Source organism: Pseudomonas protegens, from assembly GCF_003363755.1.
Classification (GTDB): domain Bacteria; phylum Pseudomonadota; class Gammaproteobacteria; order Pseudomonadales; family Pseudomonadaceae; genus Aquipseudomonas; species Aquipseudomonas danubii.
On sequence record NZ_CP031396.1, the window covers coordinates 3,379,686 to 3,405,545 of the forward strand.

At 64.9% G+C, this 25,860-nt stretch carries 23 protein-coding genes; 15 read left to right on the forward strand and 8 right to left on the reverse strand.

Annotated features, from left to right (window positions below; all coding sequences use genetic code 11):
- Positions 1–8 precede the first annotated feature (8 nt).
- The 3 genes from DWF74_RS15255 to DWF74_RS15265 form a co-directional block, all read right to left on the reverse strand.
- Complete coding sequence (locus tag DWF74_RS15255; RefSeq protein WP_115581226.1) at positions 9–2,294, reverse strand: ABC transporter permease subunit; 2,286 nt, start codon at positions 2,292–2,294, stop codon at positions 9–11.
- A gap of 222 nt (positions 2,295–2,516) precedes the next feature.
- Positions 2,517–3,500 carry a phosphate ABC transporter substrate-binding protein PstS gene (locus DWF74_RS15260; protein ID WP_102862319.1) on the reverse strand — a complete coding sequence of 328 codons (984 nt, stop codon included), beginning with the start codon at positions 3,498–3,500 and terminating at the stop codon, positions 2,517–2,519.
- Positions 3,501–3,744: 244 nt separating this feature from the next.
- Positions 3,745–5,043, reverse strand: a complete 1,299-nt coding sequence (locus DWF74_RS15265; RefSeq protein ID WP_102862320.1) for an MFS transporter — start codon at positions 5,041–5,043, stop codon at positions 3,745–3,747.
- Between the two features lie 394 nt (positions 5,044–5,437).
- Between DWF74_RS15265 and DWF74_RS15270 the strand changes: the two genes are divergently transcribed.
- Together DWF74_RS15270 and DWF74_RS15275 are read left to right on the forward strand one after the other, a co-directional pair.
- Entirely contained in the window at positions 5,438–5,842 is a 405-nt protein-coding gene (locus DWF74_RS15270) for an acyl-CoA thioesterase (RefSeq protein WP_003229628.1), read from the forward strand.
- Between the two features lie 40 nt (positions 5,843–5,882).
- Entirely contained in the window at positions 5,883–6,782 is a 900-nt protein-coding gene (locus tag DWF74_RS15275) for a D-hexose-6-phosphate mutarotase (protein WP_115581227.1), read from the forward strand.
- A gap of 215 nt (positions 6,783–6,997) precedes the next feature.
- On the opposite strand, the gene DWF74_RS15280 is transcribed toward DWF74_RS15275, so the two are convergent.
- The 5 genes from DWF74_RS15280 to DWF74_RS15300 all read right to left on the reverse strand — a co-directional run bounded on the left by DWF74_RS15280 (position 6,998) and on the right by DWF74_RS15300 (position 10,988).
- Positions 6,998–7,534 (reverse strand): DUF3299 domain-containing protein, encoded by a 537-nt coding sequence (locus DWF74_RS15280; protein WP_102862322.1) that lies wholly within the window; start codon positions 7,532–7,534, stop codon positions 6,998–7,000.
- A gap of 138 nt (positions 7,535–7,672) precedes the next feature.
- Entirely contained in the window at positions 7,673–7,918 is a 246-nt protein-coding gene (locus tag DWF74_RS15285) for a GlsB/YeaQ/YmgE family stress response membrane protein (RefSeq protein ID WP_102862323.1), read from the reverse strand.
- A gap of 108 nt (positions 7,919–8,026) precedes the next feature.
- Positions 8,027–9,109: a 5-(carboxyamino)imidazole ribonucleotide synthase gene (locus DWF74_RS15290; RefSeq protein WP_115581228.1), complete on the reverse strand. Its 1,083-nt coding sequence runs from the start codon at positions 9,107–9,109 to the stop codon at positions 8,027–8,029.
- Between the two features lie 11 nt (positions 9,110–9,120).
- Positions 9,121–9,612: a 5-(carboxyamino)imidazole ribonucleotide mutase gene (purE, locus tag DWF74_RS15295; RefSeq protein ID WP_016967060.1), complete on the reverse strand. Its 492-nt coding sequence runs from the start codon at positions 9,610–9,612 to the stop codon at positions 9,121–9,123.
- Between the two features lie 458 nt (positions 9,613–10,070).
- Positions 10,071–10,988 (reverse strand): LysR substrate-binding domain-containing protein, encoded by a 918-nt coding sequence (locus DWF74_RS15300; RefSeq protein ID WP_102862325.1) that lies wholly within the window; start codon positions 10,986–10,988, stop codon positions 10,071–10,073.
- A gap of 181 nt (positions 10,989–11,169) precedes the next feature.
- Between DWF74_RS15300 and aspA the strand changes: the two genes are divergently transcribed.
- The 13 genes from aspA to DWF74_RS15365 all read left to right on the forward strand — a co-directional run bounded on the left by aspA (position 11,170) and on the right by DWF74_RS15365 (position 25,834).
- Complete coding sequence (gene aspA, locus DWF74_RS15305) at positions 11,170–12,594, forward strand: aspartate ammonia-lyase (protein ID WP_102862326.1); 1,425 nt, start codon at positions 11,170–11,172, stop codon at positions 12,592–12,594.
- Between the two features lie 838 nt (positions 12,595–13,432).
- On the forward strand, positions 13,433–13,786 hold the full coding sequence (locus DWF74_RS15310; RefSeq protein ID WP_060844991.1) for a DUF6124 family protein: 354 nt from the start codon (positions 13,433–13,435) through the stop codon (positions 13,784–13,786).
- A 692-nt stretch (positions 13,787–14,478) separates the two neighbouring features.
- Positions 14,479–15,258 (forward strand): hypothetical protein, encoded by a 780-nt coding sequence (locus tag DWF74_RS15315; protein WP_240321938.1) that lies wholly within the window; start codon positions 14,479–14,481, stop codon positions 15,256–15,258.
- Positions 15,259–15,357: 99 nt separating this feature from the next.
- Positions 15,358–16,017: a YcxB family protein gene (locus DWF74_RS15320; protein WP_115581229.1), complete on the forward strand. Its 660-nt coding sequence runs from the start codon at positions 15,358–15,360 to the stop codon at positions 16,015–16,017.
- 36 nt (positions 16,018–16,053) lie between these two features.
- The gene (locus tag DWF74_RS15325; RefSeq protein WP_060841774.1) at positions 16,054–17,073 is read left to right on the forward strand and encodes a beta-ketoacyl-ACP synthase 3; all 1,020 of its coding nucleotides are present in this window, start codon (positions 16,054–16,056) and stop codon (positions 17,071–17,073) included.
- The gene (locus DWF74_RS15330; RefSeq protein ID WP_115581230.1) at positions 17,073–18,080 is read left to right on the forward strand and encodes an NAD-dependent epimerase/dehydratase family protein; all 1,008 of its coding nucleotides are present in this window, start codon (positions 17,073–17,075) and stop codon (positions 18,078–18,080) included. The genes DWF74_RS15325 and DWF74_RS15330 overlap by 1 nt, the downstream gene beginning before the upstream one ends.
- Positions 18,077–18,931: an MBL fold metallo-hydrolase gene (locus DWF74_RS15335; RefSeq protein WP_102862331.1), complete on the forward strand. Its 855-nt coding sequence runs from the start codon at positions 18,077–18,079 to the stop codon at positions 18,929–18,931. Before DWF74_RS15330 ends, DWF74_RS15335 begins: the two co-directional genes overlap by 4 nt.
- Entirely contained in the window at positions 18,921–20,279 is a 1,359-nt protein-coding gene (locus DWF74_RS15340; protein ID WP_115581231.1) for a F390 synthetase-related protein, read from the forward strand. The genes DWF74_RS15335 and DWF74_RS15340 overlap by 11 nt, the downstream gene beginning before the upstream one ends.
- Complete coding sequence (locus DWF74_RS15345; protein WP_115581232.1) at positions 20,267–21,421, forward strand: ATP-grasp domain-containing protein; 1,155 nt, start codon at positions 20,267–20,269, stop codon at positions 21,419–21,421. Before DWF74_RS15340 ends, DWF74_RS15345 begins: the two co-directional genes overlap by 13 nt.
- Complete coding sequence (locus DWF74_RS15350) at positions 21,385–22,557, forward strand: hypothetical protein (protein WP_240321939.1); 1,173 nt, start codon at positions 21,385–21,387, stop codon at positions 22,555–22,557. The genes DWF74_RS15345 and DWF74_RS15350 overlap by 37 nt, the downstream gene beginning before the upstream one ends.
- On the forward strand, positions 22,554–23,570 hold the full coding sequence (locus DWF74_RS15355) for an aromatic ring-hydroxylating oxygenase subunit alpha (RefSeq protein ID WP_115581234.1): 1,017 nt from the start codon (positions 22,554–22,556) through the stop codon (positions 23,568–23,570). Before DWF74_RS15350 ends, DWF74_RS15355 begins: the two co-directional genes overlap by 4 nt.
- Before the next feature lie 386 nt (positions 23,571–23,956).
- Complete coding sequence (locus DWF74_RS15360) at positions 23,957–24,793, forward strand: ABC transporter ATP-binding protein (RefSeq protein ID WP_162884164.1); 837 nt, start codon at positions 23,957–23,959, stop codon at positions 24,791–24,793.
- Between the two features lie 39 nt (positions 24,794–24,832).
- Positions 24,833–25,834, forward strand: coding sequence for an ABC transporter substrate-binding protein (locus DWF74_RS15365; RefSeq protein ID WP_115581235.1), 1,002 nt, complete (start codon positions 24,833–24,835; stop codon positions 25,832–25,834).
- Positions 25,835–25,860: the final 26 nt, after the last annotated feature.

Consider the following 25,860-nt stretch of genomic DNA (forward strand, 5'->3'; position numbering starts at 1 on the left):
TACCTTTCTTAAAGCGACGAGTATTTCTTGCGCAGACGCTGACGAATCAGTTCTGCGAGGGTGTTCATGACGAAGGTGAACAACAGCAGCACCAGCGCCGAGAGGAACAGCACGCGGTAGTGGCTGCCGCCGACTTCCGATTCGGGCATTTCCACCGCGACGTTGGCGGCCAGGGTGCGCAGGCCTTCGAACAGGTTCATTTCCATGATCGGGGTGTTGCCGGTGGCCATCAGCACGATCATGGTCTCGCCCACGGCGCGGCCCATGCCGATCATCAGTGCCGAGAAGATCCCCGGGCTGGCGGTGAGGATCACCACCCGCGTCATGGTCTGCCACGGCGTGGCGCCCAGGGCCAGAGAGCCCAGGGTCAGGCCGCGAGGCACGCTGAACACGGCGTCTTCGGCGATCGAGTAGATGTTCGGAATCACCGCAAAACCCATGGCCAGGCCGACCACCAGGGCGTTGCGCTGGTCGTAGGTGATCCCCAGGTCGTGGGAAATCCACATGCGCATGTCGCCGCCGAAGAACCAGTTTTCCATGAACGGGCTCATGTACAGCGACAACCAGCCCACGAACAGGATCACCGGGATCAGCAGCGCACTTTCCCAACCATCCGGCACTTTCAGGCGGATCGACTCCGGTAGGCGGCTGAAGATGAAACCGGCCACCAGAATGCCGATTGGCAGCAACATCAAGAGGCTGAAGATGCCCGGTAGATGACCTTCGACATAGGGCGCCAGGAACAGGCCGGCGAAGAAGCCGAGGATCACCGTCGGCATCGCTTCCATCAGCTCGATCACCGGCTTGACCTTGCGGCGCATGCCCGGGGCCATGAAGTAGGCGGTATAGATCGCTGCCGCCACGGCCAATGGTGCCGCCAGCAGCATGGCGTAGAACGCCGCCTTCAGAGTGCCGAAGGTCAGGGGCGAGAGGCTCAGCTTGGGTTCGAAGTCGGTGTTGGCCGCGGTGGATTGCCAGACGTATTTAGGCTCGTCGTAGTTCTCGTACCAGACCTTGCTCCACAGCGCGCTCCAGGACACTTCCGGGTGCGGGTTGTCCAGCAGCAGCGGCTGCAGCTTGCCACCGGCCTCGACGATCACCCGGTTGGCCCGTGGCGACAGGCCGAACAGGCCCTGGCCATCCACCACCTGATCCACCAGCAGGGTGCGGTGGGCGGTGCTGTGGAACACCCCGAGCTTGCCGGCGGCGTCCAGGGCAACGAGGCCCTTGCGACGCTCTTCGGCAGTGATTTCAACGATAGGCGCGGTGCCCATCTGGAAGGTGCGGATCTGCTTCAGGCGCAGTTCGCCATCCGGGTCGCGGGCCATGAACCACTGGGCCAGGCCACCCTTGGAGGTGCCGATGATCAGCGAAATGCCGCCCACCAGCTGGGTGCTGGCGGTAACTTCGGTGTCAGCGTCTTCCAGCAGTTTGTAGCGACCGTTGAGGCTCTTGTCCCGCAGGCTGAACACGTCGGCCTGGGCCCGGCCATTGATCACATACAGCCACTGCTGGCGCGGATCGATGTACATGGCCTTCACCGCCTCGGTCATCTGCGGCAGTTCGATGCGGCTCTGCTCGCTGGTGACCTCGCCAGTCATCATGTTTTCTTCGCGGGTCAGCTTCAGCACATGCAGTTGCGCACCGGTGGAACCGGCGATGATCAGCGACGAATCAGTGGCGTTGAGGTTGACGTGCTCCAGGGCACCGCCCTGCTCGTTCAGGGTGATCGGGCTGTCGCCGTAGGGGTACTCGATGGCCGGTGAGATGGTCTTCTTGCCGTCCGGGTAGCTGACCTTGTAGGTGTGGCGGAACACCAGGGCCTGACCGTTGGACAGACCGACCACCACCAGCGGATTGCCGGGCTGGTCCTTGCCGATGGACACCACGTTGGCGCCGGCCGGGATCGGCAGGTCGACCTTGCGCAGCTCGGCACCGCTGTCGATGTCGAAGAACAGCGCCTGGCCCTTGTCGGAGACACGCATGCCGACCTGGTTCTGCTCTTCCAGGGAGAACATCAGCGGCTTGCCGGCGTCCTGCATCCAGGCCGGGGTCAGCGGGTCCTTGACGGTCAGGTCGGCGCCCTGGAACAGCGGCACCACGACATAGGCGAGGAAGAAAAAGATCAGGGTGATCGCACCCAGTACCGCCAGTCCGCCAACAAGGACGTACCAGCGGGTCAGGCGGTCTTTGAGCGCGCGAATGCGACGCTTGCGTTGCAGTTCAGGCGTATTGAAGTCAATGCGCTTGGGGGGAGAAGTCGTAGTCATGGGGGAATTGGCCAGATCATTCATGCGCACACCCTAGCGATCCTGTATGACAGAAAGATGACAATGCAGTGACGCAGCAAATCCGCCACGTGGCAAAGCCGGCAGCGGGTTGAAAAATGAGGTTGCAGGAGCCGGCTGGCCGACGAGCCGGCCTTGAGCCTGGGTCGCCCTTGCGGGCGCTTGCGCCGCCCGGCCCGCTCCTACGAAAACGAGAAGGTCCGGGGGGCCCGGACCTTCTGCGGCGGCTTATGCGCCTTCTTTCAGGCCCAGGTCAGCCAGGGCCTTGGCGGCCACCTTGGCTGGCAGCGGGATGTAGCCGTCCTTGACCACTACTTCCTGACCCTGCTTGGACAGGACCAGTTTCACGAACTCGGCTTCCAGCGGGGCCAGAGGCTTGTTCGGGGCTTTGTTGATGTAGACGTAGAGGAAGCGCGACAGCGGGTACTTGCCGTTCAGGGCGTTTTCTTCGGTGTCTTCGATGAAGTCGCTGCTGCCTTTCTTGGCCAGGGCCACGGTCTTCACGCTGGCGGTCTTGTAGCCGATGCCCGAGTAGCCGATGCCGTTCAGCGAGGAGCTGATGGACTGCACCACCGAAGCCGAACCTGGCTGCTCGTTGACGTTAGGCTTGAAGTCGCCTTTGCACAGGGCTTCTTCCTTGAAGTAGCCGTAGGTGCCGGATACCGAGTTACGGCCGAACAGTTGCACCGGCTTGTTGGCCAGATCGCCCTTCACACCCAGATCGCCCCAGGTTTTTACCTCAGCCTTGGCGCCGCACAGACGGGTGGACGAGAAAATCGCGTCGACCTGTTCCATGGTCAGGTGCTGGATCGGGTTGTCCTTGTGCACGAACACCGCCAGGGCGTCCACGGCCACCGGGATAGCGGTTGGCTTGTAGCCGTACTTCTGCTCGAAGGCCGCCAGCTCGGTGTCCTTCATCTTGCGGCTCATCGGGCCCAGGTTGGAGGTGCCTTCGGTCAGCGCCGGTGGCGCGGTGGCGGAGCCGGCGGCCTGAATCTGAATGTTGACGTTCGGGTATTCCTTTTTGTAGTTCTCGGCCCACAGGGTCATCAGGTTCGCCAAAGTATCGGAACCGACGCTGGACAGGTTGCCCGACACACCAGTGGTCTTGGTGTAGCTCGGGATAGCAGGGTCAACAGCGGCAACCGCGTGGGCAGTCGCAACGCCAGCGGCGACAAAGGTCATTGCCGCCATCAAACGCTTCAGTTTCATGCCTTACTCCTAGCAGATAGGGTGTGTTAAGTCGGGGCCAAGTATCTGTAGGCCGTGTGAACACTCTATGTCCGGAATATGACAATTAGATGAAAGGCCAGCACTCCTGAACGGAAGCTGGCCTTTCTTTATAAGGCGATAAAAACCTCTGTAGCCGCCGCCAAAGGCTGCGACCGACCCGCAGGGTCGCGACACTCTTCAGCGCCCAGCAGGGCCTGCGGCAGCGGCTACAAGCTGGCGGCGATCAGCGGCCCTTGGCCCACAGGTACAGGCCGACCAGCAGGCCGATGCCGCAGATGATTGCAACGTAATAGGCCGGGCCCATCGGGCTTTCCTTGAGCAGCCAGGTCACCACCATCGGCGTCAGGCCACCGAAGATCGCGTAGGCCAGGTTGTAGGAAAACGACAGGCCGCTGAAACGCACCACCGCCGGGAACGCCTTGACCATCACATAAGGCACCGCGCCGATGGTGCCGACAAACAGACCGGTCAGGGCATACATCGGGAACAGCCACTGCGGGTTATCCAGCAAGCCGTGATAGAAGGTCCAGGAAGTGGCCAACAGCAAGGCACTGCCGAACACGAACACCTTGCCAGCGCCGAAACGATCCGCCAGAACCCCGGAGATCACGCAGCCCAGGCTCAGGAACACAATGGCCAGGCTGTTGGCTTCCAGGGCGGTGATGGCCGGGAACTTATAGACGGTCTGCAGCACCGTCGGGGTCATCAGGATCACCACGATGATCCCGGCGGACAGCAGCCAGGTCAGCAGCATGGAAATGACAATGGCGCCACGGTGATCGCGCAGCACGGTACGCAGGGGCAGCTCTTCAGCCAGGGCCTTGCGCAATTGCAGCTCGGCGAACACCGGGGTTTCGTGCAGCAGGCGGCGCAGGTACACCGAGAACAGGCCGAACACCCCGCCCAGCAGGAACGGGATCCGCCAGGCGTAGTCGGCCACTTCCACCGGGGTGTAGATGCTATTGATGGCGGTGGCCACCAGCGAGCCCAGGAGAATCCCGGCGGTCAGGCCCGCCGTCAGGGTGCCGCAGGCGTAGCCGATATGCCGCTGAGGCACGTGTTCGGAAACAAAGACCCAGGCGCCGGGCACTTCACCACCGATGGCCGCGCCCTGGATCACCCGCATCAGCAACAGCAGGATCGGCGCCCATAGGCCAATCTGCGCGTAGGTCGGCAAGAGGCCCATGATCAGGGTCGGCACCGCCATCATGAAGATGCTCAGGGTGAACATCTTCTTGCGCCCCAGCAGGTCGCCGAAGTGCGCCATGACGATCCCGCCCAGAGGACGGGCCAGGTAGCCGGCGGCGAAGATGCCGAAGGTCTGCATCAGGCGCAGCCACTCGGGCATGTCCGCCGGGAAGAACAGCTTGCCGACCACGGTGGCGAAGAACACGAAGATGATGAAGTCGTAGAACTCCAGCGCGCCGCCCAAGGCAGACAGCGACAGGGTCTTGTAATCACTACGGGTCAAGGGACGGGCGGGCTGCGCTGGCTGCGCGGCGCTCGAGGGCACAGTGGTCATGGCAAGGGCTTCTCTTATTAGTCGGTTCCGGCAACCGCAACAGCGCTGGTTGGGGCCTGGCAGGTTCGGCACGATAGCAAATTGTTCGAATGCGTACACAGCAGCGCACAAATGACTCACAAATTTGCGAACTGAGTGGGTCGTCGCGGAGTCTATCGACCGATATACTCGCAAACCTCGAAGCGCAAAGCCGCTTCTGGCAAGGGTTGCTGTGCGAAAACGCTGCTGCGCGCCCCAGTCCCTGGACAGTGCCAGTCGATTTCGCAGAGTTTCCCTTTAGCACGCCTTAGAAAGAACGTGACGAACGCAGTGTGTTCGGGCTGAATCGTTTTTCCTGAAGACGGCTATTCACCTGAAGTCACCATGAAGCGTCACGGGTCAGAGGCCCCTCGGCATGATAGAACTCGAACAAGAAGATCCAATCCCGCAAGGCGACCTGGCCCTGCAAATCACCGCCTTGCCCCGGGAAACCAACGGCTTTGGCGATATTTTCGGCGGCTGGCTGGTGGCGCAGATGGACCTGGCGGGCACTGCCATGGCCAGCCGCGTCGCCGGTGGCCGAGTCGCTACCGTGGCCATTGATCGCATGGCGTTCCTGGTGCCGGTGGCGGTGGGCGCGCAACTGTCCTTCTATACCCAGACCCTGGAGATCGGCCGCAGCTCGATCCAGATGATGGTGGAAGTGTGGAGCGACGACCCGCTGTCCAGCGAATGGCGCAAGGTCACCGAGGCAGTGTTCGTGTTCGTCGCCATCGACGGCAGCGGCCGCACCCGTTCGGTTCCGCCCCGAGCGCGCTAGGTTCCTACAACGCCCAAGCCACTCTAACGAGATCAGCAGCATGCCCACGCCCCACGTTGAAACGGTGAAACTGGATGAACTGAACTGCTGGCGCATCCGCCACGGTGATGCCGAACTGCTGGTGGCCCAGCAAGGCGCGCACATCCTCAGTTATCAAGTAGCCGGGCAACAGCCGCTGATCTGGCTCAACGACGAGGCGCAGTTCAAGACCGGCAAGAGCATCCGCGCCGGGGTTCCGGTGTGCTGGCCCTGGTTCGGCAACTTTGCACGCAACCCGCAAAGCGTGCAGGCCATGCGCCAAAGCGCTGAACCGGCACCGGCCCACGGCCTGGTGCGGGCCAGCGACTGGGAACTGCAAGGCATCGAAAGCGACGGCGACAGCTTGCTGGTACGGCTGCGCCTGCCCTGCCCCGCTGGCGGCTTTCCTGGCTGGCCCCATCAGGTGGAACCGAGCCTGAGCATCCGCCTCGACGAGCAACTGCACATCAGCCTCACCAGCCATAACCTGAGCACAGAAAGCGTGAGCATCAGCCAGGCGCTGCACAGCTATTTCGCGGTCAGCGATGTGCGCAACGTGCAGGTCGAAGGCCTGGACGGGCTGAACTACATCGAAACCCTGGAAGACTGGACCACCAAGGTCCAGAGCGGCGCCTTGCACTTTAGCGGCGAGACCGACCGCATCTACCTGAACGTCCCGGCGCAGCTGGATATCGTCGATCCGGACTGGCAACGACGGATTCGCCTGAACAGCGCAGGCTCGCGCACCGCCGTGATCTGGAACCCCTGGATCGACCGCGCCGCGCAGTTCAGCGACATGGCCAACGACGGCTGGCAGCGCATGCTGTGCATCGAGACCGCCAACGTGATGGACGACATCGTCACCCTGGCCCCCGGCGCCCGCCACACCCTGAGCGTGAGCATCGGCGTCGCCCCGCTCTGACCCACGATTGCGCTGATGGGCCCTGTGTTCAGGCTGGGCGTGGCGAAGGAGCTTGCTCCCGCTGGAAGGCGCAGCCTTCCCAAGTCCTGAATCCGCGGTCTGTCAGGCAGAACGCGTACTCAGGTCTTGCGGCCGCTACGCGCCCGAGCGGGAGCAAGCTCCCTCGCCACAACAGCCCTCCTGGCCCAAATTCCTGGCTAATCCCCTCAGTCCCGCTACAGGTCGGATTCCTGCACCACCCGCACCTTCGCCGCATCCAGGGCGTAGGCCGCGTCGGCCAGGTCATTGCTGACCGACTCGATCTTCAAGGTGCCGGTTACCCACAGCGGCGTGTAGATGTCCTCCAGCTTCACGCCCTTGGGAAAGCGCACCAGCACCAGCTGGTTGGGCGGCGGTGGCGGCACGTGGATGCAGGCGCCCGGGTACGGCACCAGGAAGAACAGCGTGCTGCGCCCCTTGGCATCAGCCTCCAGCGGCACCGGATAGCCGCCGAGGCGGATCTGCTTGTCGTTCATCGCCGGCACGGTCTTGGTGGAATACATCACCGCCGGCAAGCCCTTGCTCTGCTTCAGGCCGCCCTTTTCGGTGAAGGTGCCATTGGCTTCGGGGGAGTTGTGGTCGATTTCCGGCATCTGCTCCAGGGCTTTCTGGTCCGACTTGGGCATCAGCTCCAGCCAGTCGGTTTCCGGCAGTTCGCCAGCCTGGGCCAGGCCGCAGCCCAGCAGAACAAAGGTCAATAGAAGACGGCGCATGAGAGGGTGGCTCGGTCAAAAAGGAAGGACGGAAAAACCCGGGCATTCTAGTGCCCAAAGCGTCGGCTGCGTTGAAGTTTCAGATGAAGAAAAGGGCTCCCCTCGGCACGAGCGGCAGAGGGGGCTTGCAGGGGGGAATCAGCTTTTCTTGACGAAGCCGTAGATCACCAGCAGGACGACCGCGCCCACCAGCGCACCGATGAAACCGGCGCCCTGGCCAGCCTGATAAATACCCAGCGCCTGACCGCCATAAGTGGCCGCCAGCGAGCCGCCGATACCCAGCAGGATGGTCATGATCCAGCCCATGCTGTCGTCTCCCGGCTTGAGGAAACGCGCCAGCAGACCAACGATCAAGCCGATGAAAATGGTTCCAATAATGCCCATGGCTGTTCCTCTGTAAGGGGGGGATCAAGCCAAAGCCTAGCCAGCACTTTGGCATCCTGCTATCAGAGAACGGCGGGAAACGAAGGTTCCCGCCAGCCGGAGGATTTGTTACTCGGCGATCAGCGCTTGCACCTTGAGGATCTGCGCTTGCAGGGTCGCCTGATCGGCGCAACGCAGGTTGGCGTGGCCGACCTTGCGTCCGGCCTTGAAGGCCTTGCCGTAGTGATGCAGGTGGCAGTCGTCGATGGCGATGACCTTGTCCACCGGCGGCACTTCGCCGATGAAGTTGATCATGGCGCTCTCACCGACTTTGGCTGTGGAACCCAGAGGGAGACCGGCTACCGCCCGCAGGTGGTTTTCGAACTGGCTGCACTCGGTGCCTTCGGTGGTCCAGTGCCCGGAGTTGTGCACCCGCGGGGCAATCTCGTTGGCCTTGAGGCCGCCGTCGACTTCGAAGAACTCGAACGCCATCACGCCGACGTAATCCAGCTGCTTGAGCACGCGGCTGGAGTAATCCTCGGCCAGGGCCTGCAGCGGGTGATCGCTGCTGGCCACCGACAGGCGCAGGATGCCGCTGTCGTGGGTGTTGTGCACCAGCGGGTAGAAACGGGTTTCACCGTCACGGGCACGCACGGCGATCAGCGAGACTTCACCGGTGAACGGCACGAAGCCTTCCAGCAGGCAAGGCACGCTGCCCAGTTCGGCGAAAGTGCCTGCGACGTCGGCGGCGCTGCGCAGGACCTTCTGGCCCTTGCCGTCGTAACCCAGGGTGCGGGTCTTGAGCACGGCCGGCAGGCCGATGCGCGCCACGGCGCCGTCGAGATCCGCCTGGGACTGGATGTCGGCAAACTCCGGGGTAGGAATCCCCAGGTCCTTGAACATGCTCTTCTCGAACCAGCGATCACGGGCGATGCGCAGGGCTTCGGCGCTCGGGTAGACCGGCACGAACTGCGAGAGGAAGGCCACGGTTTCCGCCGGCACGCTCTCGAATTCGAAGGTCACCAGGTCCACTTCATCGGCCAGCTGGCGCAGGTGGTCCTGGTCGCCGTAGTCGGCCCGCAGGTGTTCGCCCAGGGCAGCGGCACACGCATCCGGCGCCGGGTCGAGAAAAGCGAAGTTCATTCCCAGCGGAGTCCCCGCCAGGGCCAACATGCGGCCCAACTGGCCGCCACCGATTACACCGATCTTCATCGTCAACAACCTCAGGCGACGCGCGGGTCTGGATTGTCCAGGACGCTGTCTGTCTGTTCAGCACGGAATTTTTTCAGCACCGCATGGAACTGCGGGTGCTTGGCGCCCAGGATGCTCGCCGAGAGCAGGGCCGCGTTGATCGCGCCGGCCTTGCCGATGGCCAGGGTGGCCACGGGGATGCCGGCGGGCATCTGCACGATGGACAGCAGCGAATCCACGCCCGAGAGCATCGACGACTGCACCGGCACGCCCAGCACCGGCAAGTGGGTCTTGGCCGCGCACATGCCCGGCAAGTGCGCCGCGCCGCCGGCACCGGCGATGATCACCTCGATGCCACGCGCCTCAGCCTCTTCGGCGTACTGGAACAGCAGGTCCGGGGTGCGGTGTGCGGACACCACCTTCACCTCGTAAGGGATGCCGAGCTTTTCCAGCATATCGGCGGTGTGGCTAAGGGTGGACCAATCGGACTTGGAGCCCATGATCACGCCAACCAGTGCACTCATCGTCGTGCCTCTTCTCTCTGGGCGCCCGCGGGCGCGTCAAAAACAACAAGCCACGCGAAAATGCGTGGCTTGACTGTACGAATTATGGCCGGACGAACCGGCCGAAGGCCGCGCAGTATACCGAAAAAGCCGCGCTAAACGCACTTTCGCCGACCATCTGTCGAACAAAGTATTTCCGGCGCAAAACCCCGGTTTTATTGACTCTGAAGTCAGTCTCCCCGAACTGAAAGCCCCTCGCAGCCTGACCAATTCCCTGTAGCCGCTGCCGCAGGCTGCGAACGACGGCGCAGCCGGCGCCAGAGCTCTATCCCCAATCCTTCAGACACTCCGCAGCGCCAGGTGTGGCGGCCACTGCGGTGCCGATCATCCGAACGCGGCCCGAACCTGCGGCAGCGGCTACAGGGCCTGGCGTTGCCGACGCTGAAAATCCCTCGCGATCTGCAACACCGGCAACAGGCTCATGTGTTGCCCGTCGCTTGTGCGGCGGCGCCTTCCAGCTTGCGCCAGAGCAAACGCACGTTGGCCTTGCGCACCAGGGCGCAGCGATACAGGCGGATCTCCAGCGGTACATGCCATTGCGCGCCGCCGCACACCACCAGTTCACCCCGGGCCAGTTCCGCGCGCACGCTCAACTGCGGCACCCAGGCAATGCCCAGCCCTTCCAACGCCATGCTTTTTAGGCTGTCGGCCATGGCGGTCTCATAAACCGTGGTGAAACGCAGGTTGCGCTGGCGCAGCAGCAGGTTCACCGAACGCCCGAGAAAGGCCCCGGCGCTGTATGCCAGCAACGGCACACTGGCCTCGCCTTCCAGATCGAACAGCGGCTTGCCCTGGGCATCGGCAGCGCACACCGGGAGCATCTCGGTGTGCCCCAGGTGCAGCGAGGGGAAGATTTCCGAGTCCATCTGCAAGGCCGCGTCCGGGTCATAGAAGGCCAGCATCAGGTCGCAGCCGCCTTCGCGCAGGGCGTGCACCGCATCACCAACGTTGGTGGCCACCAGCCGCGTGGCGATGTTCAGCCCTTCATTGCGCAGTTGCGCGATCCAGCGCGGGAAGAAACCCAGCGCCAGGGAGTGGGCCGCCGCCACCTGCATCACTTCGCCCTGGCCGCCTTCCAGATGGTGCAGGTGACGCACCACCTCGCCGAGCTGTTCGACCACGGTGCGCGCGGTGACCAGGAACAGCTGCCCCGCCGCCGTCAGTTCCACCGGCGTGCGCGAGCGGTTGACCAGGGTCAGGCCCAGGGCTGCTTCCAGGCTGCGGATGCGCCGACTGAAGGCCGGCTGGGTCACGAAACGTCGCTCGGCAGCCTGGGAAAAGCTGCGGGTGGCGGCCAAGGCACTGAAGTCCTCGAGCCATTTGCTTTCCAGATTCATCACGTCCTCCCGGACACGCACCATTTTAGGTCACACGCTCGCCGGCAAAGCGGCGTCACACCGGCATTATGCCGAATATGCATAGCCCAGTGTTTAACAGCATTGGCCCAAAAATTCCCTTCGGCCTAGGATTCGCAGCGTTCCCGGCACAGACCGGGTCCCTACCGAGATGATCTCCGTCATGTCCTCCGCTGCATCTTTCCGCACAGAAAAAGACCTGCTTGGCGTACTCGAAGTACCGGCTCAAGCGTATTACGGCATCCAGACCCTGCGAGCGGTGAACAACTTCCGCCTCTCCGGCGTTCCGATTTCGCACTACCCAAAACTGGTCGTGGCCCTGGCAATGGTCAAGCAGGCAGCTGCTGACGCCAACCGCGAACTGGGTCATCTGAGCGAAGCCAAGCATGCGGCCATCAGCGAGGCCTGTGCCCGCCTGATCCGCGGCGACTTCCACGAAGAGTTCGTGGTGGACATGATTCAAGGCGGCGCTGGCACTTCGACCAACATGAATGCCAACGAAGTCATCGCCAACATCGCGCTGGAGGCCATGGGCCACAGCAAGGGCGAATACCAGTACCTGCACCCGAACAACGACGTGAACATGGCGCAGTCCACCAACGACGCCTACCCGACCGCGATCCGCCTGGGTCTGCTGCTGGGTCACGACGCCCTGCTGGCCAGCCTCGACAGCCTGATCCAGTCGTTCGCCGCCAAGGGTGAAGAATTCAGCCACGTCCTGAAAATGGGCCGTACCCAGCTGCAAGACGCCGTGCCGATGACCCTCGGCCAGGAATTCAAGGCCTTCGCCACCACCCTGGGTGAAGACCTGGCTCGCCTGAAGACCCTGGCGCCGGAAGTGCTGACCGAAGTCAACCTGGGCGGCACCGCCATCGGCACCGGCATCAACGCCGACCCGCGCTACCAGGCCCTGGCCGTACAACGCCTGGCCACCATCAGCGGCCAGCCGCTGGTTCCGGCCGCCGACCTGATCGAAGCCACCTCCGACATGGGCGCCTTCGTACTGTTCTCCGGCATGCTCAAGCGCACCGCGGTCAAGCTGTCGAAGATCTGCAACGACCTGCGCCTGCTGTCCAGCGGCCCACGTACCGGCATCAACGAAATCAACCTGCCAGCGCGTCAGCCCGGCAGCTCGATCATGCCTGGCAAGGTCAACCCGGTGATCCCGGAAGCGGTCAACCAAGTGGCGTTCCAGATCATCGGCAACGACCTGGCCCTGACCATCGCGGCCGAAGGCGGCCAGCTGCAACTGAACGTGATGGAGCCGTTGATCGCCTTCAAGATCTTCGACTCGATCCGCCTGCTGCAACGCGCCATGGACATGCTGCGCGAGCACTGCATCACCGGCATCACCGCCAACGAAACCCGTTGCCGCGAACTGGTGGAGCACTCCATCGGCCTGGTCACCGCGCTGAACCCGTACATCGGCTATGAAAACGCCACCCGTATCGCCCGCATCGCCCTGGAAAGTGGCCGTGGCGTACTGGAACTGGTGCGCGAAGAAGGCCTGCTGGACGACGCCATGCTCGACGACATCCTGCGTCCGGAAAACATGATTGCCCCGCGCCTGGTTCCGCTGAAAGCGTAACCGCCGCGCCCCCGAAACATGCAACACCGCTCACCAGGTTGAGGGACTAGACACCTCTCACCTTTTGAGGGCTTGGAGATACGTCTCCAGGCCCTTTTTTTTGCCTGCTGTTTTTGCCTGCCGTTGAAATCGCCGCGCCCGCTGCGCGGCCGATCGCAGCCTGCGGCAGCGGCTACCCCCCCAACCTAAACTGCGACCGCCACCTCTTTGTAGCCGCTACCGAGCCCGCGAGGCTGCGAAAAGGTCCGCAGGACCTTCAGCGGCCTTGAGAACCCTGCGTCCCTTCGGGCCGTTCGCAGCCTGCGGCAGCGGCTACACCCCCAACCTGAACTGCGGCCGCCACCTCTTTGTAGCCGCTGCCGAGCCCGCGAGGCTGCGAACGGCACCGCAGGGGCCGCAAAACCTGCCAGCACATTCTGCCTGCCCGACCCCACTCGCACATTCAACACAGCCCCTATCCCCCTACCCAGCACCCGATTTGTCAGGGAATACCGCCCAGTGCCGGAGCCGTTTCGCTTTGTTTTGTAGGGCAAATCCGAGAGAATCCCCCACGCCTTTGAGCGCCTTGTACCCCTTCGAACGATCAGGCAGTCTCCCGGTGCCGCTGCCAAATCAGCGGCCCGGATGTGGAAGTCTGGGATAAAGGACGTGCAGTCGTCTCATTCGAACACCCTTGCCGATGCGGCTTGGGTGAACTCGATCTATGGCGGCTGTGCGTAGGGCACCTTCGGGTGCGCCGGTTCCTTTAGCCCGGTCTTCCACACCTGCGCACGGCTGCCACCCTCTCATGTGGAAGTGAGATCCGGCGGTTTCTTAAATTGCTAAAGGAACCAGTCTCATGAAAAAGCTCGTCCCCGACCCACCTCTCCAAACCGATCATCCACGCCGCGACCCGGAGCTGGACCGCGCCAACGCCAACCTGCTGGCCGCCTTGAATGGCACCCGCCATCGCCCCTTCGGCCTGCGCGACGCCCAGGGCCACCCGCTGTTTGCCGTACAGCCCCAGGTGAATGCCGAAGACGCCCTGATGCACGTTTCCTTGCTGCTCAAATGCGCCGAAGAGGTGTCCGATGAAATCACCGAACGGGCCAGCGGCATCGAGCGCGGGCTGATCTGGTCCATGGTGCATTCCGTGGAAATGGCCCGCGCCGTGGTGGACGCCCTGCTCGACGGCGCCCGCCCCACTCCCTGACGCAACCTGTAGCCGCTGCCGAGCCCGCGAGGCTGCGACAAGGTCCGCAGGACCTTCAGCGACCTTGAGACCCCCGCGTCCCTTCGGGCCGTTCGCAGCCTGCGGCAGCGGCTACACCCCCAACCTGAACTGCGACCGCAACCTCTTTGTAGCCGCTGCCGAGCCCGCGAGGCTGCGACAAGGTCCGCAGGACCTTAAGCGACCTTGAGAACCCTGCGTCCCTTCGGGCCGTTCGCAGCCTGCGGCAGCGGCTACACCCCCAACCTGAACTGCGGCCGCCACCTCTTTGTAGCCGCTGCCGAGCTCGCGAGGCTGCGACAAGGTCCGCAGGACCTTCAGCGATCTTGAGACCCCTGCGTCCCTTCGGGCCGTTCGCAGCCTGCGGCAGCGGCTACACCCCCAACCTGAACTGCGGCCGCCACCTCTTTGTAGCCGCTGCCGAGCCTGCGAGGCTGCGACAAGGTCCGCAGGACCTTCAGCGACCTTGAGAACCCCGCGTCCCTTCGGCCCGTTCGCAGCCTGCGGCAGCGGCTACACCCCCAACCTGAACTGCGACCGCCACCTCTTTGTAGCCGCTGCCGAGCCTGCGAGGCTGCGACAAGGTCCGCAGGACCTTCAGCGACCTTGAGAACCCCGCGTCCCTTCGGGCCGTTCGCAGCCTGCGGCAGCGGCTACAGGTTTTGCTCGGCACGGTGGATAATCAGCCTCCCGCCGCCACCGGCAATGACGACCAAGGCACCCTGTCGATGGACCCGACGCACACCCAAGCTCTGCAACAGCTACGCCACCTGATCCCCATCGGCCTGCGCCACGCCCAGGCCCTGCTCGCCCGCTGCGCCAATAATCCGCAGCAAGCCGCCGAACTGTACAAATCCGATCTGCTGCAAGTGCTGGTAGAAAAGTCCGGCTTGCCCCAAGAGCAAGCCCGGGAGCACTTGCTCAACGCCGCTTACGACCTGAACCGCGCCCTGCACGCTATAGAAGAAGCGCGCTTCACCCTGACCCAGCGCATTCTGCGCAAACATCACCGGGACCCGGGCCAGGCCCTGGACCTGATCGCCCAGGCCATCGAAACCGCCGAGCAATTGCCGCGTCAGTACTGGCTGGATTTCGCAGCGCTGGAGCAACTGCCCCCAGCACCGCGCTGCTTCATGATCCTGCACGAGTGGCTGGCCTTCGAGGGCTGGGAAGGTTTCGACAGCGCCCTGCACTTTCACCTGTCCCAGGCCATCGCTCAGTTCAGGCTCCTGCAACTGGACGACCTGGCGGTCACCCTGGAGCAGGCCGATCAGCGCCAGCAGCAGCTACGAGCCGCCCATGGCGGAAGCGAAGGCCCCGTCGAGCTGGCCATGCGCATCAACCAGGACCCGCTCTTCAACCGCTGCCAGGATCACTTCCAGCAACAGCGGCCGCTATTGGACGAACGCCTGTATCAGTGGGTAGAGCGGCATACAGAGCAGTTCCCCGCCTGAGCAGAGGGGCGACCTGGGTGCATACGCCGCTGCTACCCACAGCTCAGAAGTCGGTAGACTGCCGCCCTCACCGAACACGGACCTCGGACTCGCTCCTCCATGGAATTGCACTACAGCATCACCTCTGCCAACACCCAAGCCCGGCTCGCCGAACAACTGCCCCAGGAAATGCTCAGGCAGGACCAGCAGCAGGCGCGGATCATGGCCAGCGTCGCCCGTTGGCAGACCCGACTGATCGGCCCCTTGATGTTCACCCTCTGCCTGATCGGCGGCGGCCTGGCGATCTATTTCCCCGAACAGCGTTTCACCCCGGAAAAAGTCATTGCCATGCTGGTGTTCGTGCTGATTTTCAGCATGCTCTGGTGGCGCTTTTCCAAGCGCTGGCTCACCCACCTGCACGCCCGTATCGCCGCCCATCACGCCAAGCCCCGCAAGCCTTTGCAGGGTGTGAACCAGCGCCTGATCGAAGCCCGCCTGCGCGCGCCGCTGAAGGCGGCCGAGGGCACTTACCACCTGAGCTTCGACGACCAGGGTTTCAGCCTGAGCAAGGCCCGGGGCAAGCAGAGCGGCCTGGCCTGGGAACAGGTTGTTCACTTGCGGGAAACCCCCGATTTCTATGTCGTGGCCTGTGCCGAGCTGCAACGCAAGAACATGGGCTACTGCATCGCCAAACACAGCGAACTGATGGACGCCGAGGAGTATCAGCAAGGGCTGCAAGCCTTTCTGAGCCAATGCCCGGTCGCGCCGTCCGCCACCTGACCAAGCCTCCCCCGACGCCCCACACACGGAATTTGCATGCACACATCAGCGTCCTCCCCCCGCCCGGCCCGCGCCCTGGCCATCCTCGGCACCGGCCACGCCCTGCCGCAGCGGGTGGTCAGCAGTGCCGAGCTGGACCGTCAGCTCGGCCTGGAAGCCGGTAGCGTGGCGCGCATCAGCGGGGTGCAGCAGCGCCACGTCGCCGATCCTGCGGACACCGCCGCCAGCCTCGGCGCCCGTGCCGCGCGCCAGGCCCTGCAGGCGGCCGGCCTGGAGCTTGGCCAGCTGGACCTGATCGTCTGCGCCAGCGGCACCCAGGACCAGGGCATGCCCTGCAACGCCGCGCTGCTGCAACGGGAGCTGGGCCTGGGGCAGTCGGGCATTCCGGCCATGGACATCAACGCCAGTTGCCTGGGCTTTATCGCCGCTCTGGATACCTTGTCCTGGCCGATCCAGGCCGGGCATTACCGGCGCGTGCTGCTGGTGTGCGCCGATATCGCTTCCTGCGGCCTGGACTGGCAGCAGGTGGAAGTCTGCGGCATCTTCGGCGACGGCGCGGCGGCGGTGGTGCTGGGCCCGGGCCATGGCGGGCAGAAGCTCCTCGCCTCGCGCCTGAAGACCTACGCCGAAGGCGCGGCGCTGTGCCAGATCCCCGCCGGCGGTTCGCGCTTTCATCCGCGGCGCATCGACGTGCCGTTCGAGCCCCTGACCAGCTTCGCCATGCAGGGCAAGGGCGTGTTCCGCCTGGCGGCCAAGCACCTGCCCGAGCTGCTGGACGACTTGCTGCAGCAAGCCGCGCTGCCCCTGGCACGGATCGACTGGGTGATCCCTCATCAAGCCAGCCAGCAGGCCATGCAGCATGCGGCCAAGCGCCTGAGCCTGGGGCCGGACAAGGTCATCGATATCTTTGCCCAGCACGGCAATCAGGTGGCGGCCTCGCTGCCCACCGCCCTGGACATCGCGGTGCGCGACGGGCGCATTCAACGTGGACACACCTTGCTGCTGATCGGCACCGGCGCGGGCCTGTCCCTCGGCGGCATGATCCTGGAGTTTTGATGAAGATCCTGGTCACCGGCGGCACCGGTTTTATCGGTCGGCATCTGGTCTGGAAGCTCGCCGCCGAAGGCTGTGAGGTGCAGTTCAGCGGGCGCAACCCCGAGGCAGCGGCCGAGGTGATTGCCCACAGCCCGGCGCCGGTGCGCTGGCTACCGCTGGAGCACGGCAGCCCGTTGGCCAAGCGCCTGCTGGCCGACGCCAGCCGCGAGCATGACGCCATCGTGCATTGCGCCGCCTTGTCTTCACCCTGGGGGTCGCCCCAGGCGTTTGCCCGGGCCAACCTCGACTCCACCGCCGAGGTGATCCACGCCTGCGGCAAGAACCGCATCCCGCGGCTGGTGCACATCTCCACCCCGAGCCTGTACTTCGACTTCAGCGACCGCTTGGGTATCCGCGAAGACCAGCCGCTGCCAAACCCGGTGAACGACTACGCCCGCAGCAAGGCCCAGGCCGAAACCCTGCTGGCAGACGCCAAGCTGCCCGAGTGCGTGATCCTGCGCCCCCGGGCGGTGTTCGGCCCCTGGGACGCAACCCTGATGCCGCGCCTGCTGCGGGTGATGCAGCGCGGGGCGATTCCGCTGATGCGCGGCGGCCAGGCCCAGCTGGACCTGACCTGCGTCGACAATCTGGTGCACGCGGTGTGGCTGGCCCTGACCCGGCCCCTGCCGCGCCCGCTGTGCGTCTACAACCTGAGCAATGGCACGCCGCTGGCCTTCAAGGACCTGCTGCAACAGATGGCCGAGCACTTCCAGCTGCCGCTGCGCACCCGCCGCCTGCCCTGGCCCCTGGTGCACGGCGTGGCGCACCTGCTGGAGCTCAAGGCGCGCCTGGGCAACGGCGCCGAACCCTTGATCACCCGCTACGGCGCCGGCGTCCTGGCCTTCAGTCAGACCCTGGACATCAGCGCCATCCAGCGCGAGCTGGGCTATCGCCCGGTGATCAGCCAGGACCAGGGCATCGCCCAGCACGCCCAATGGTGGCTGGCCCAACAGAGGCAACGAGCATGAGCCGCAGCGTGAGTTTGAAGATCCTCCGGGCCGGCTGGTGCCAGCATCTGGAATGCATGGCCGACCGTGGCGGGCGCCTGGCGCCGGTGCAGTTTCCGGCCCTGTGCGGGCTGATCCAGCACCCGGACCACGGCTGGATTTTGTACGACACCGGCTACGCCGAGCACTTCTTCCAGGCCACCCGCGCCCTGCCCGAGCGCCTGTACCGCAGTGCGGTGCCGGTGCAGTTGCCGGTGGCCGAACAGCTGGGGGCGCAGTTGCATGAGCTGAGCATCGGCCCGGGGGATATCCGCCATGTGATCATTTCCCACTTCCACGCCGACCATATCGCCGGGCTGCGGGACTTTGCCAACGCGCGTTTCATTGCCCTGGAAGCCGATTACCGGCATATCGACAGCCTGCGCGGTCAGCGTTGGCGCGCCACCCTCGGCGGCCATCTGCCGGGCTTGCTGCCGGACGACTTCAGCGCCCGCCTGCGCCTGGCCGAAGCCAGCCCCAGCTGTGCGCTGCCAAGCTGGATAGCACCCTTCGAGCAGGGCCTGGACCTGTTCGGCGATGGCAGCCTGATCGGCGTGCCGTTGCCCGGGCACAGCGAAGGCCAGCTGGGCCTGTTCATCCCCGATGCCCAGGGCCGACCGGTGTTCCTGGTGGCCGACGCCTGCTGGTCGGTGCCGGCCTGCCGCGCCGAACGCCTGCCCGCCGCCCCGGCACTGTGGTTTGCCAGCGCCGACCGTCAGCAATATGTGCGCACCTACAGAGGCCTGGGCCAGCTGATCCGCCGCGAACCGGCGGTGGCGGTGCTGCCGTCCCATTGCACCCAGGCCTGGGAGGCGTTCGCCCATGAACAGTGAACGCCTGCTGGGCACCCTGCGCAGCATCGGCGCCTTCGTGTTCAGCCGCTACGCCCTGCGCTTTCGTCGCCGCGAGCGCCTGGAAGCCTGGCAGGCCCGACGCCTCAAGCACTTCATGGCGCGGGTCATGCCCCGTGGCCAGCGCTTCAACGGGCTGACCCACGATGGCCTGCACAGCTTGCCGATCATGGACAAGGCCAGCCTGATGAGCGATTTCGCCGGCTACAACACCCGCGCCCTGAGCCTGGAACAAGTATTGCCGGTGGCCCTGCAGGCCGAGCGTTCCCGGGACTTCAGCCCGACCCTGGGGGACATCACCGTGGGCCTGTCCAGCGGCACCTCGGGGGCCCAGGGGGTGTTCCTGGTCAGCAGCGCGGAACGCCAGCGCTGGGCCGGCATCCTGCTGGCCCGCACTCTGCCCCGGGCCCTGCTGCCCCGGCTGCTGTGCCCCTGGCTGGCGCCGCTGCGGATCGCCTTCTTCCTGCGGGCCAATAGCCGCCTGTACACCACCCTGGCCAGCCGCCGCATCGACTTCGCCTTTCATGACCTGACCCTGGGCCTGAGCGCCTCCCTGGAGCGCCTGAACCAGCAGAACCCGGACGTGCTGGTGGCCCCGGCCACGGTGCTGCGCGGGTTGGCCCAGGCGGCCCTGGCCGGGCAGTTGACGATCCGCCCCCGGCACATTCTGTCGGTGGCCGAAGTGCTGGAAAGCACTGACGCCGAAGTGGTGCAACAGGCCTTCGGGCTCAAGCCCCGGCAGATCTATCAGGCCAGCGAAGGCTTCCTCGGCTACACCTGCGAGGCCGGCACCCTGCACCTGAATGAAAGCCACCTGCACATCGAGCCGCAGTGGCTAGACCCTGAGCGCACGCGCTTTCAGCCGATCATCACCGACTTTTCCCGGCGTACGCAGCTGATCGTGCGTTATCGCCTCAACGACATCCTGCGAGTGGCCGACGCGCCCTGCCCCTGTGGCCGCGCGGAACGGGCCATCGCCGCCGTGGAAGGCCGCGCCGACGAGATCCTCTGGCTGCCGCGGCTCGACGGCCAGCAGCTGGCACCGCTCTACCCCGACCTGTTGCGCCGGGCCCTGCTGATGCTCGGGGCGGCGCTTGAGGAATACCAGATCCACCAGCGCGGACTGCTCTGGCAGGTCAACCTGCGCACCTCGGGCGACTACCACGGGCTGTGCCAACGCTTGAGCGAAGCCCTCGCCGAGCTCTGCGCGCAACAGGGGCTGCAGGCGCCGCAGCTGAGCTTCGGCCACTGGCAGGCGCCGCCGCCACAGACGAAAAGACGCCGCCTGCTGATGCTGCAACTACCCGAGGGACTGCCATGCGTGTATTGATTCTCGGCGCCCGGGCTCCGGCCTGCCTGGAGTGGGCCCGGGCCTTCAGCCAAGCCGGCTGGACGGTGACCGTGGCCGATTCCCTGGCCCAGCCCCTGAGCCGCTTCAGCCGCGCCGCCGAGCACTTCGTGCGCCTGCCGGAGCCGCGCCACGACCCGGATGCCTGGATCGAGGCCCTGGCCGGGGTCATCCGCCAACAGGCCATCGACCTGCTGCTGCCCACCTGCGAAGAGGTGTTCTACCTGGCCCACGGCCTGGAGCGCCTGCGACCTTTGTGCCGGGTGTTCACCAGCGATTTCGAGCTGCTGCACCGCCTGCACCACAAGGGCGATTTCGCCGCCATGACCCAAGGTTGGGACGTGGCCGCGCCGCCGACCCGAGTGCTGCATGACCCGGCCGCGTTGCAAGCACTGGCCGCCGAGCACGATGCCCTGGTGTTCAAGCCGGCCTATTCGCGCTTCGCCTCCCAGACCCTGATCCGCCCGAGCCCGGCGCAACTGGCGAAAGTCCGGCCCAGCAGCGAGGCGCCCTGGGTGGCCCAGCAGTTTGTCCCCGGCCAGGAATACTGCAGCTTCAGCGTGCTGGTGGACGGCCAATTGCGCGCCCACAGCAGCTACCAGCCGCGCTACCGGGTCGGGCGTGGCTCGGGAATCTACTTTCACAGCTGCGCCCCGGCGCCGATCCGCGCCTTCCTGGAGCAGTTCGGCCGGGCCACCGGCTACACCGGGCAGGTGGGTTTTGACTTCATCGAGGACCCGCACGGCCGCTTCCACGTGCTGGAGTGCAACCCCAGGGCCACCAGCGGCGTGCACCTGTTCGACGACCAGCGCGTGCCGTTGGTAGCGGCGCTGGGCAGCGAAGCCGGCGCTGCGCTGGAGGCGACCCTGGAACCCAGGATGATCGCTCTGGCCATGCTGCTTCTGGCCGCGCCGCAACGGGCCTTGAGCCGGGCGTTCTGGCACGACTACCGGCAAGCCCGAGACGTGATCGTCCAGGACGGCGACCGTGGCCCGCTGACCGCCCAACTGCTGAGCCTGAGCGAGATCATCGGCCGCGCCCTGACCCGCCGCTGCGGGCTGCTGGCCGCCTCCACCGCCGATATCGAATGGAACGGCCAACCCCTGGGGGCAACGCGCCGATGAAGCTGTGGATGCCCGAGCAACTGGCCCTTGAGCCCCCGAGCGCCGACGACAGCCACGCCCGGCAGTACGTGCGCACCTGCGCCGGCGGCGCGCTGATCGGCAACGTCAGCACCGCCCTGGCCCTGCTGGACACCGGCCATCATCAGTTCCCGGTGAGCATCAACCACGGCCACGACCCTGTGGATAACTGCTACGTGGTGTCGCCGCAAACCGCCTACAGCGGCTATGCCCGGGAAGAACTGCAGCGCCTGAAACGGCCCTGGCTGGCCCGGCCGCTGAAGCTGCTGACCCAGGGTGTAGACCGGCTGCTGAGCGCGGCCAAGGTCGACCGGCTGGTGCAGGTCAACAACTGGCTGCTGTCCACCAACCTGTACCCGGCCGACTGGGACGGCGCAGACTTGCCGGCAATCACCGAGCTGCTGCGCCGGGCGTTTCCCGACCACGGCTTTGGCTTTCGCTCGCTCAACGACTTCAGCAACCGCGCCCTGCGCAAGCGCCTGCAAGCCCTGGGCTACCTGGCGATTCCCAGCCGCCAGGTGTACCTGTTCGACGGCCGCGAGGGCGAAAATTCAGCCTTCCTGCGCCACCACAACACCCGCCTGGATGCCACCCTGCTGCGTCGCAGCCCGTATACGGTGGTGCCCGGCAGCCAGCTGAACGAAGCCGACTTCCAGCGCATCGAGCAGCTGTACAACCTGCTGTACCTGGACAAATACAGCCGCCTCAACCCCCACTACAGCGCCCAATGGCTGCAACGCGGGCAAGCCGAAGGCTGGCTGCAAGTGCGCGCCCTGCGCAACGCCGAGGGACGCATCGACGGCGCCCTGGGCTGGTTCGCCAACAGCGCGCTGATCAGCACGCCCATCGTTGGCTACGACACCGCCCTGCCCCAGCGCGCCGGGCTGTACCGGCAACTGACCAGGCTGTGCCTGCAAGAAGCGGTGAACCGCCGTCAGGTGCTCAACTTCAGCTCCGGCGCCGCCGCCTTCAAGCGCCTGCGCGGTGGCCAGCCCGAAATCGAATACAGCCTGATCCACGTCGCCCACCTGCCCTGGCCGCGCAGGCTGGTGTGGCAACTGATGGGGATGCTGCTGCAACGGATCGGCGTACCGCTGATGAGGAAGCTCAAACTGTGAACAGTCACTCGGGCTGGTGGCCCGTCGCCCTCAGCCGGCAACTGCACAAGCAGCCCCTGGCCTGCACCCTGCACGGCGTGCCGCTGGTGCTGTTTCGCGACGCCGAGGGCGCCCCTGCCGTATTACCGGACCGCTGCCCCCATCGCTTTGCGCCGCTGAGCGCCGGCCGGGTGCGCGACGGGCAGATCCAGTGCCCCTACCACGGCTGGCGCTTCGATCCCCAGGGCCGTTGTACTCAACTGCCCGGGCTGGAGCAGCAGCGTTGCAGCCAGCCCTTGCTGCAGCCGCTGCACAGCTGCGAAGCCCAGGGGCTGGTGTGGGCCAGCCTTGCCAGCGAGCGGCCGGAAGAGCCGCCAGTAGCCGCCGCCGAACAGGCCCAGGCCCTGGATGTGTTCTGGATCAGCGACCGGGTGCAGTGCAGCTTGCAGGACGCCGCGGAGAACTTCCTCGACGGTTTCCACACCCACTTCGTGCACGCCGGCTGGATTCGCCACGATCGCCAGCGCCAGCGCATTCGTGCCTGGGTGCATCGGCTGGAAGACGGGGTTGAAGCGCAGTACAGCGAAGAAGGCACCCAATCCGGGCTGATTTCCCGGCTGTTCGAAGGCGAACGCGGCCTGAGCATGGGGCGCTTTCGCCTGCCGGGGCTGGCGGAAATCGAATACCGCGACCGCCAGGGCCGGCTCAACCTGCTGGTCAGCGCCTGGCTGAGCCCGGCCGCCGAGGGCCAGTTGCGGCTGTTCGCCCGCATCGCCACAGCCCAGGGCCGCCTGCCGGGCTGGCTCAAACGCGGCGTGCTGCAGCCGCTGTTCAAGGTGATCCTCAAGCAGGACCGGCAGATCCTGGAGAACGTCAGCGCCAACCAGCAACGCTTTGCCCGGGTGCCGCTGCGCTGGCAGCGGCCCGCGCCTCTGGACAGCTCGCTGGATCTGCTGGGGCCGTGGATTCGCCAGTTGCTGGAGCAGGGTGAAATACACAACTTCCAGGAGCGGCATGAAACCTTCTGGCTGTAACCCGATACGTCTTGCACCCCGATACTTTCGGCAATAGATCATTGCGGTGCCGATGCTCTTATATGAAGAGCCGCTGACTGGCGCGTGCCATGTTTCATATATAAAACAAACAAGGCATTTATCGCGTTTTTCCCGTTACCCGCAAAGCCTTCTTCTCTCGCAACTTCCCAAGCCACTTCCAAGTGTTGGGCAGTTTCGTGCCAGATAATAAACATCGTTTCATATATAAAACACAGCAAAAATCAAATTACTTATTACAAGTAACTGATTAATAACGATTTTTATAACTTAAAACCGAATCTTAAATTCACTGGCATTGTTCATGCACTAAACGACGTATCACCTATAAAACAGACTTGAGAACTATCCCAATGGCTGTGAAAGAGATGTACGCCGTCGTGCCGCAATGGAATACCCCTGTTCCTCAGGAAGAGTTGGCACCGACTGAAATCGAATTTCGCAAAGTCGGTAAGTGTTTTCCGAGCAAGGGTCAGTCCAGCGCGCCTTTTGCCATTCGTGACGTGAGTTTCAAGATCCGCCGCGGCGAGGTGGTGTCGATCATCGGCCCTTCCGGCTGTGGCAAGAGCACCCTGCTCAATATGGGCTCGGGCCTATACCTGCCCAGCGAAGGCCAGGTGCTGGTGGGCGGCGAGGCGGTGACCGGGCCGGTGCGCCGGGTGGCCTTCATGCTGCAAAAAGACCTGCTGATGCCCTGGCGCAGCATTCGCCGTAACGTCGAGCTGGGCCTGGAGATCCAGGGCGTGGCGGCCAGCGCCCGGGAAGCAGTGGCCAATGACTTGCTCGAACGCTGCCACCTCAAGGGCTTCACCGAGCACTACCCGTTCCAGCTGTCCGGCGGCATGCGCCAGCGCGCCGCCCTGGCCCGGACCCTGGCCATCGACCCCCAGGTGCTATTCCTCGACGAGCCGTTCTCGGCCCTCGACGCCCAGACCAAGATGATCCTGCAACAGGACATGGCGCGGATGCTGGCCGACACCGGGAAGACCGCGCTGTTCATCACCCACGACCTGGTGGAAGCCATCGCCATGTCCGACCGGCTGCTGGTCATGAGCGCCCGCCCGGGAACCATCGTCGAGGAAATCAGCGTCGACCTGCCCCTGCGGGACAACCCCCTGGAGCGCCGCAAGTTGCCGGAGATCGGCCCGCTGGTGGGGCGTCTGATGGAGCTGCTGCAAGTCGGCCAGGACCTCGAACTGCATTGATCAAGGCCCTCACGGGCCGCAACCGATTCAGGAGTACCCATGCTCAAGTCGCTGCTTCAAAGACTCGGCCGCACCGCTACTGTCGCCCTCGGCCTGACCCTGGCGCAGGGCGCGCTGGCCGCCCCGCAGGAGGTCACCTACCTGCTGCCGGCGCCACCCAACCTGCCGGCGTTCGCGCCGTGGATCATCGCCAAGGAAAAGGGCTACTACGCCGCCCGCAACCTCAACCTGACCTTTATCGCCGCCAAGGGCGGGGTCGACGTGGCCAAGCAGATCGGCGCCGGCAACGCGCTGATGGGCGGCGCCATCGGCGACACCCCGATCGTGGTCCGGGCCAATGGCATTCCGGTGCGCGCGGTGGCACTGCTGGGGGCCGGCGGGGTGACCCTGATCGCCACACCGCAAAACGCCGGGATCAAGGCCATCGGCGACCTCAAGGGCAAGACCCTGACCGTGATGTCCTACTCGGACACCACCTACTACGCGCTGCTTGCCTCCCTGCGCAAAGCCGGCCTGAGCAAGAGCGATGTGGACATCCAGGCCGCTGGCCCGTCCGGGGTCTGGCAGCTGTTTTCCGCCGGCAAGGCCCAGGCCATGGCCGCGGTGCCGGACTGGGTGATCAATGCCGAGGACGCCGGGATCAAGGTGCAACTGATTCCCCGGGAACAGATCTTCGAAAGCATGGCCCAGGCGATCCTCGCCTCCGACACGGCGATCCGCGACCAGCCGGAACTGGTGCGCGGGGTGGTCCAGGCCACCCTGCAAGGCATGCGCGACATCATCCAGGACCCGCGCGCCGCGGCCCTGACCTTCGCCCAGGCAGTACCGGCCTACGCCGGCAAGGAGGATGCTCTGGAGCGGATCTTCAAGCTCTATGTCGAGCACGTCTATGCCGGTCAACAGGTGCTGGGGCGCATCGATCCCCAGCGCCTGGAGCAGGTGCGCCAGTTCTATGTCAGCGAAGGCATCGTCAGCCAGGAACCCAGGCTCGACGAGCTCTACACCAACCAGTTCATCGACAGCCCGGTGGCTGCGCAATGAGCGCCGCCCCTCGCGAGGTACAACCC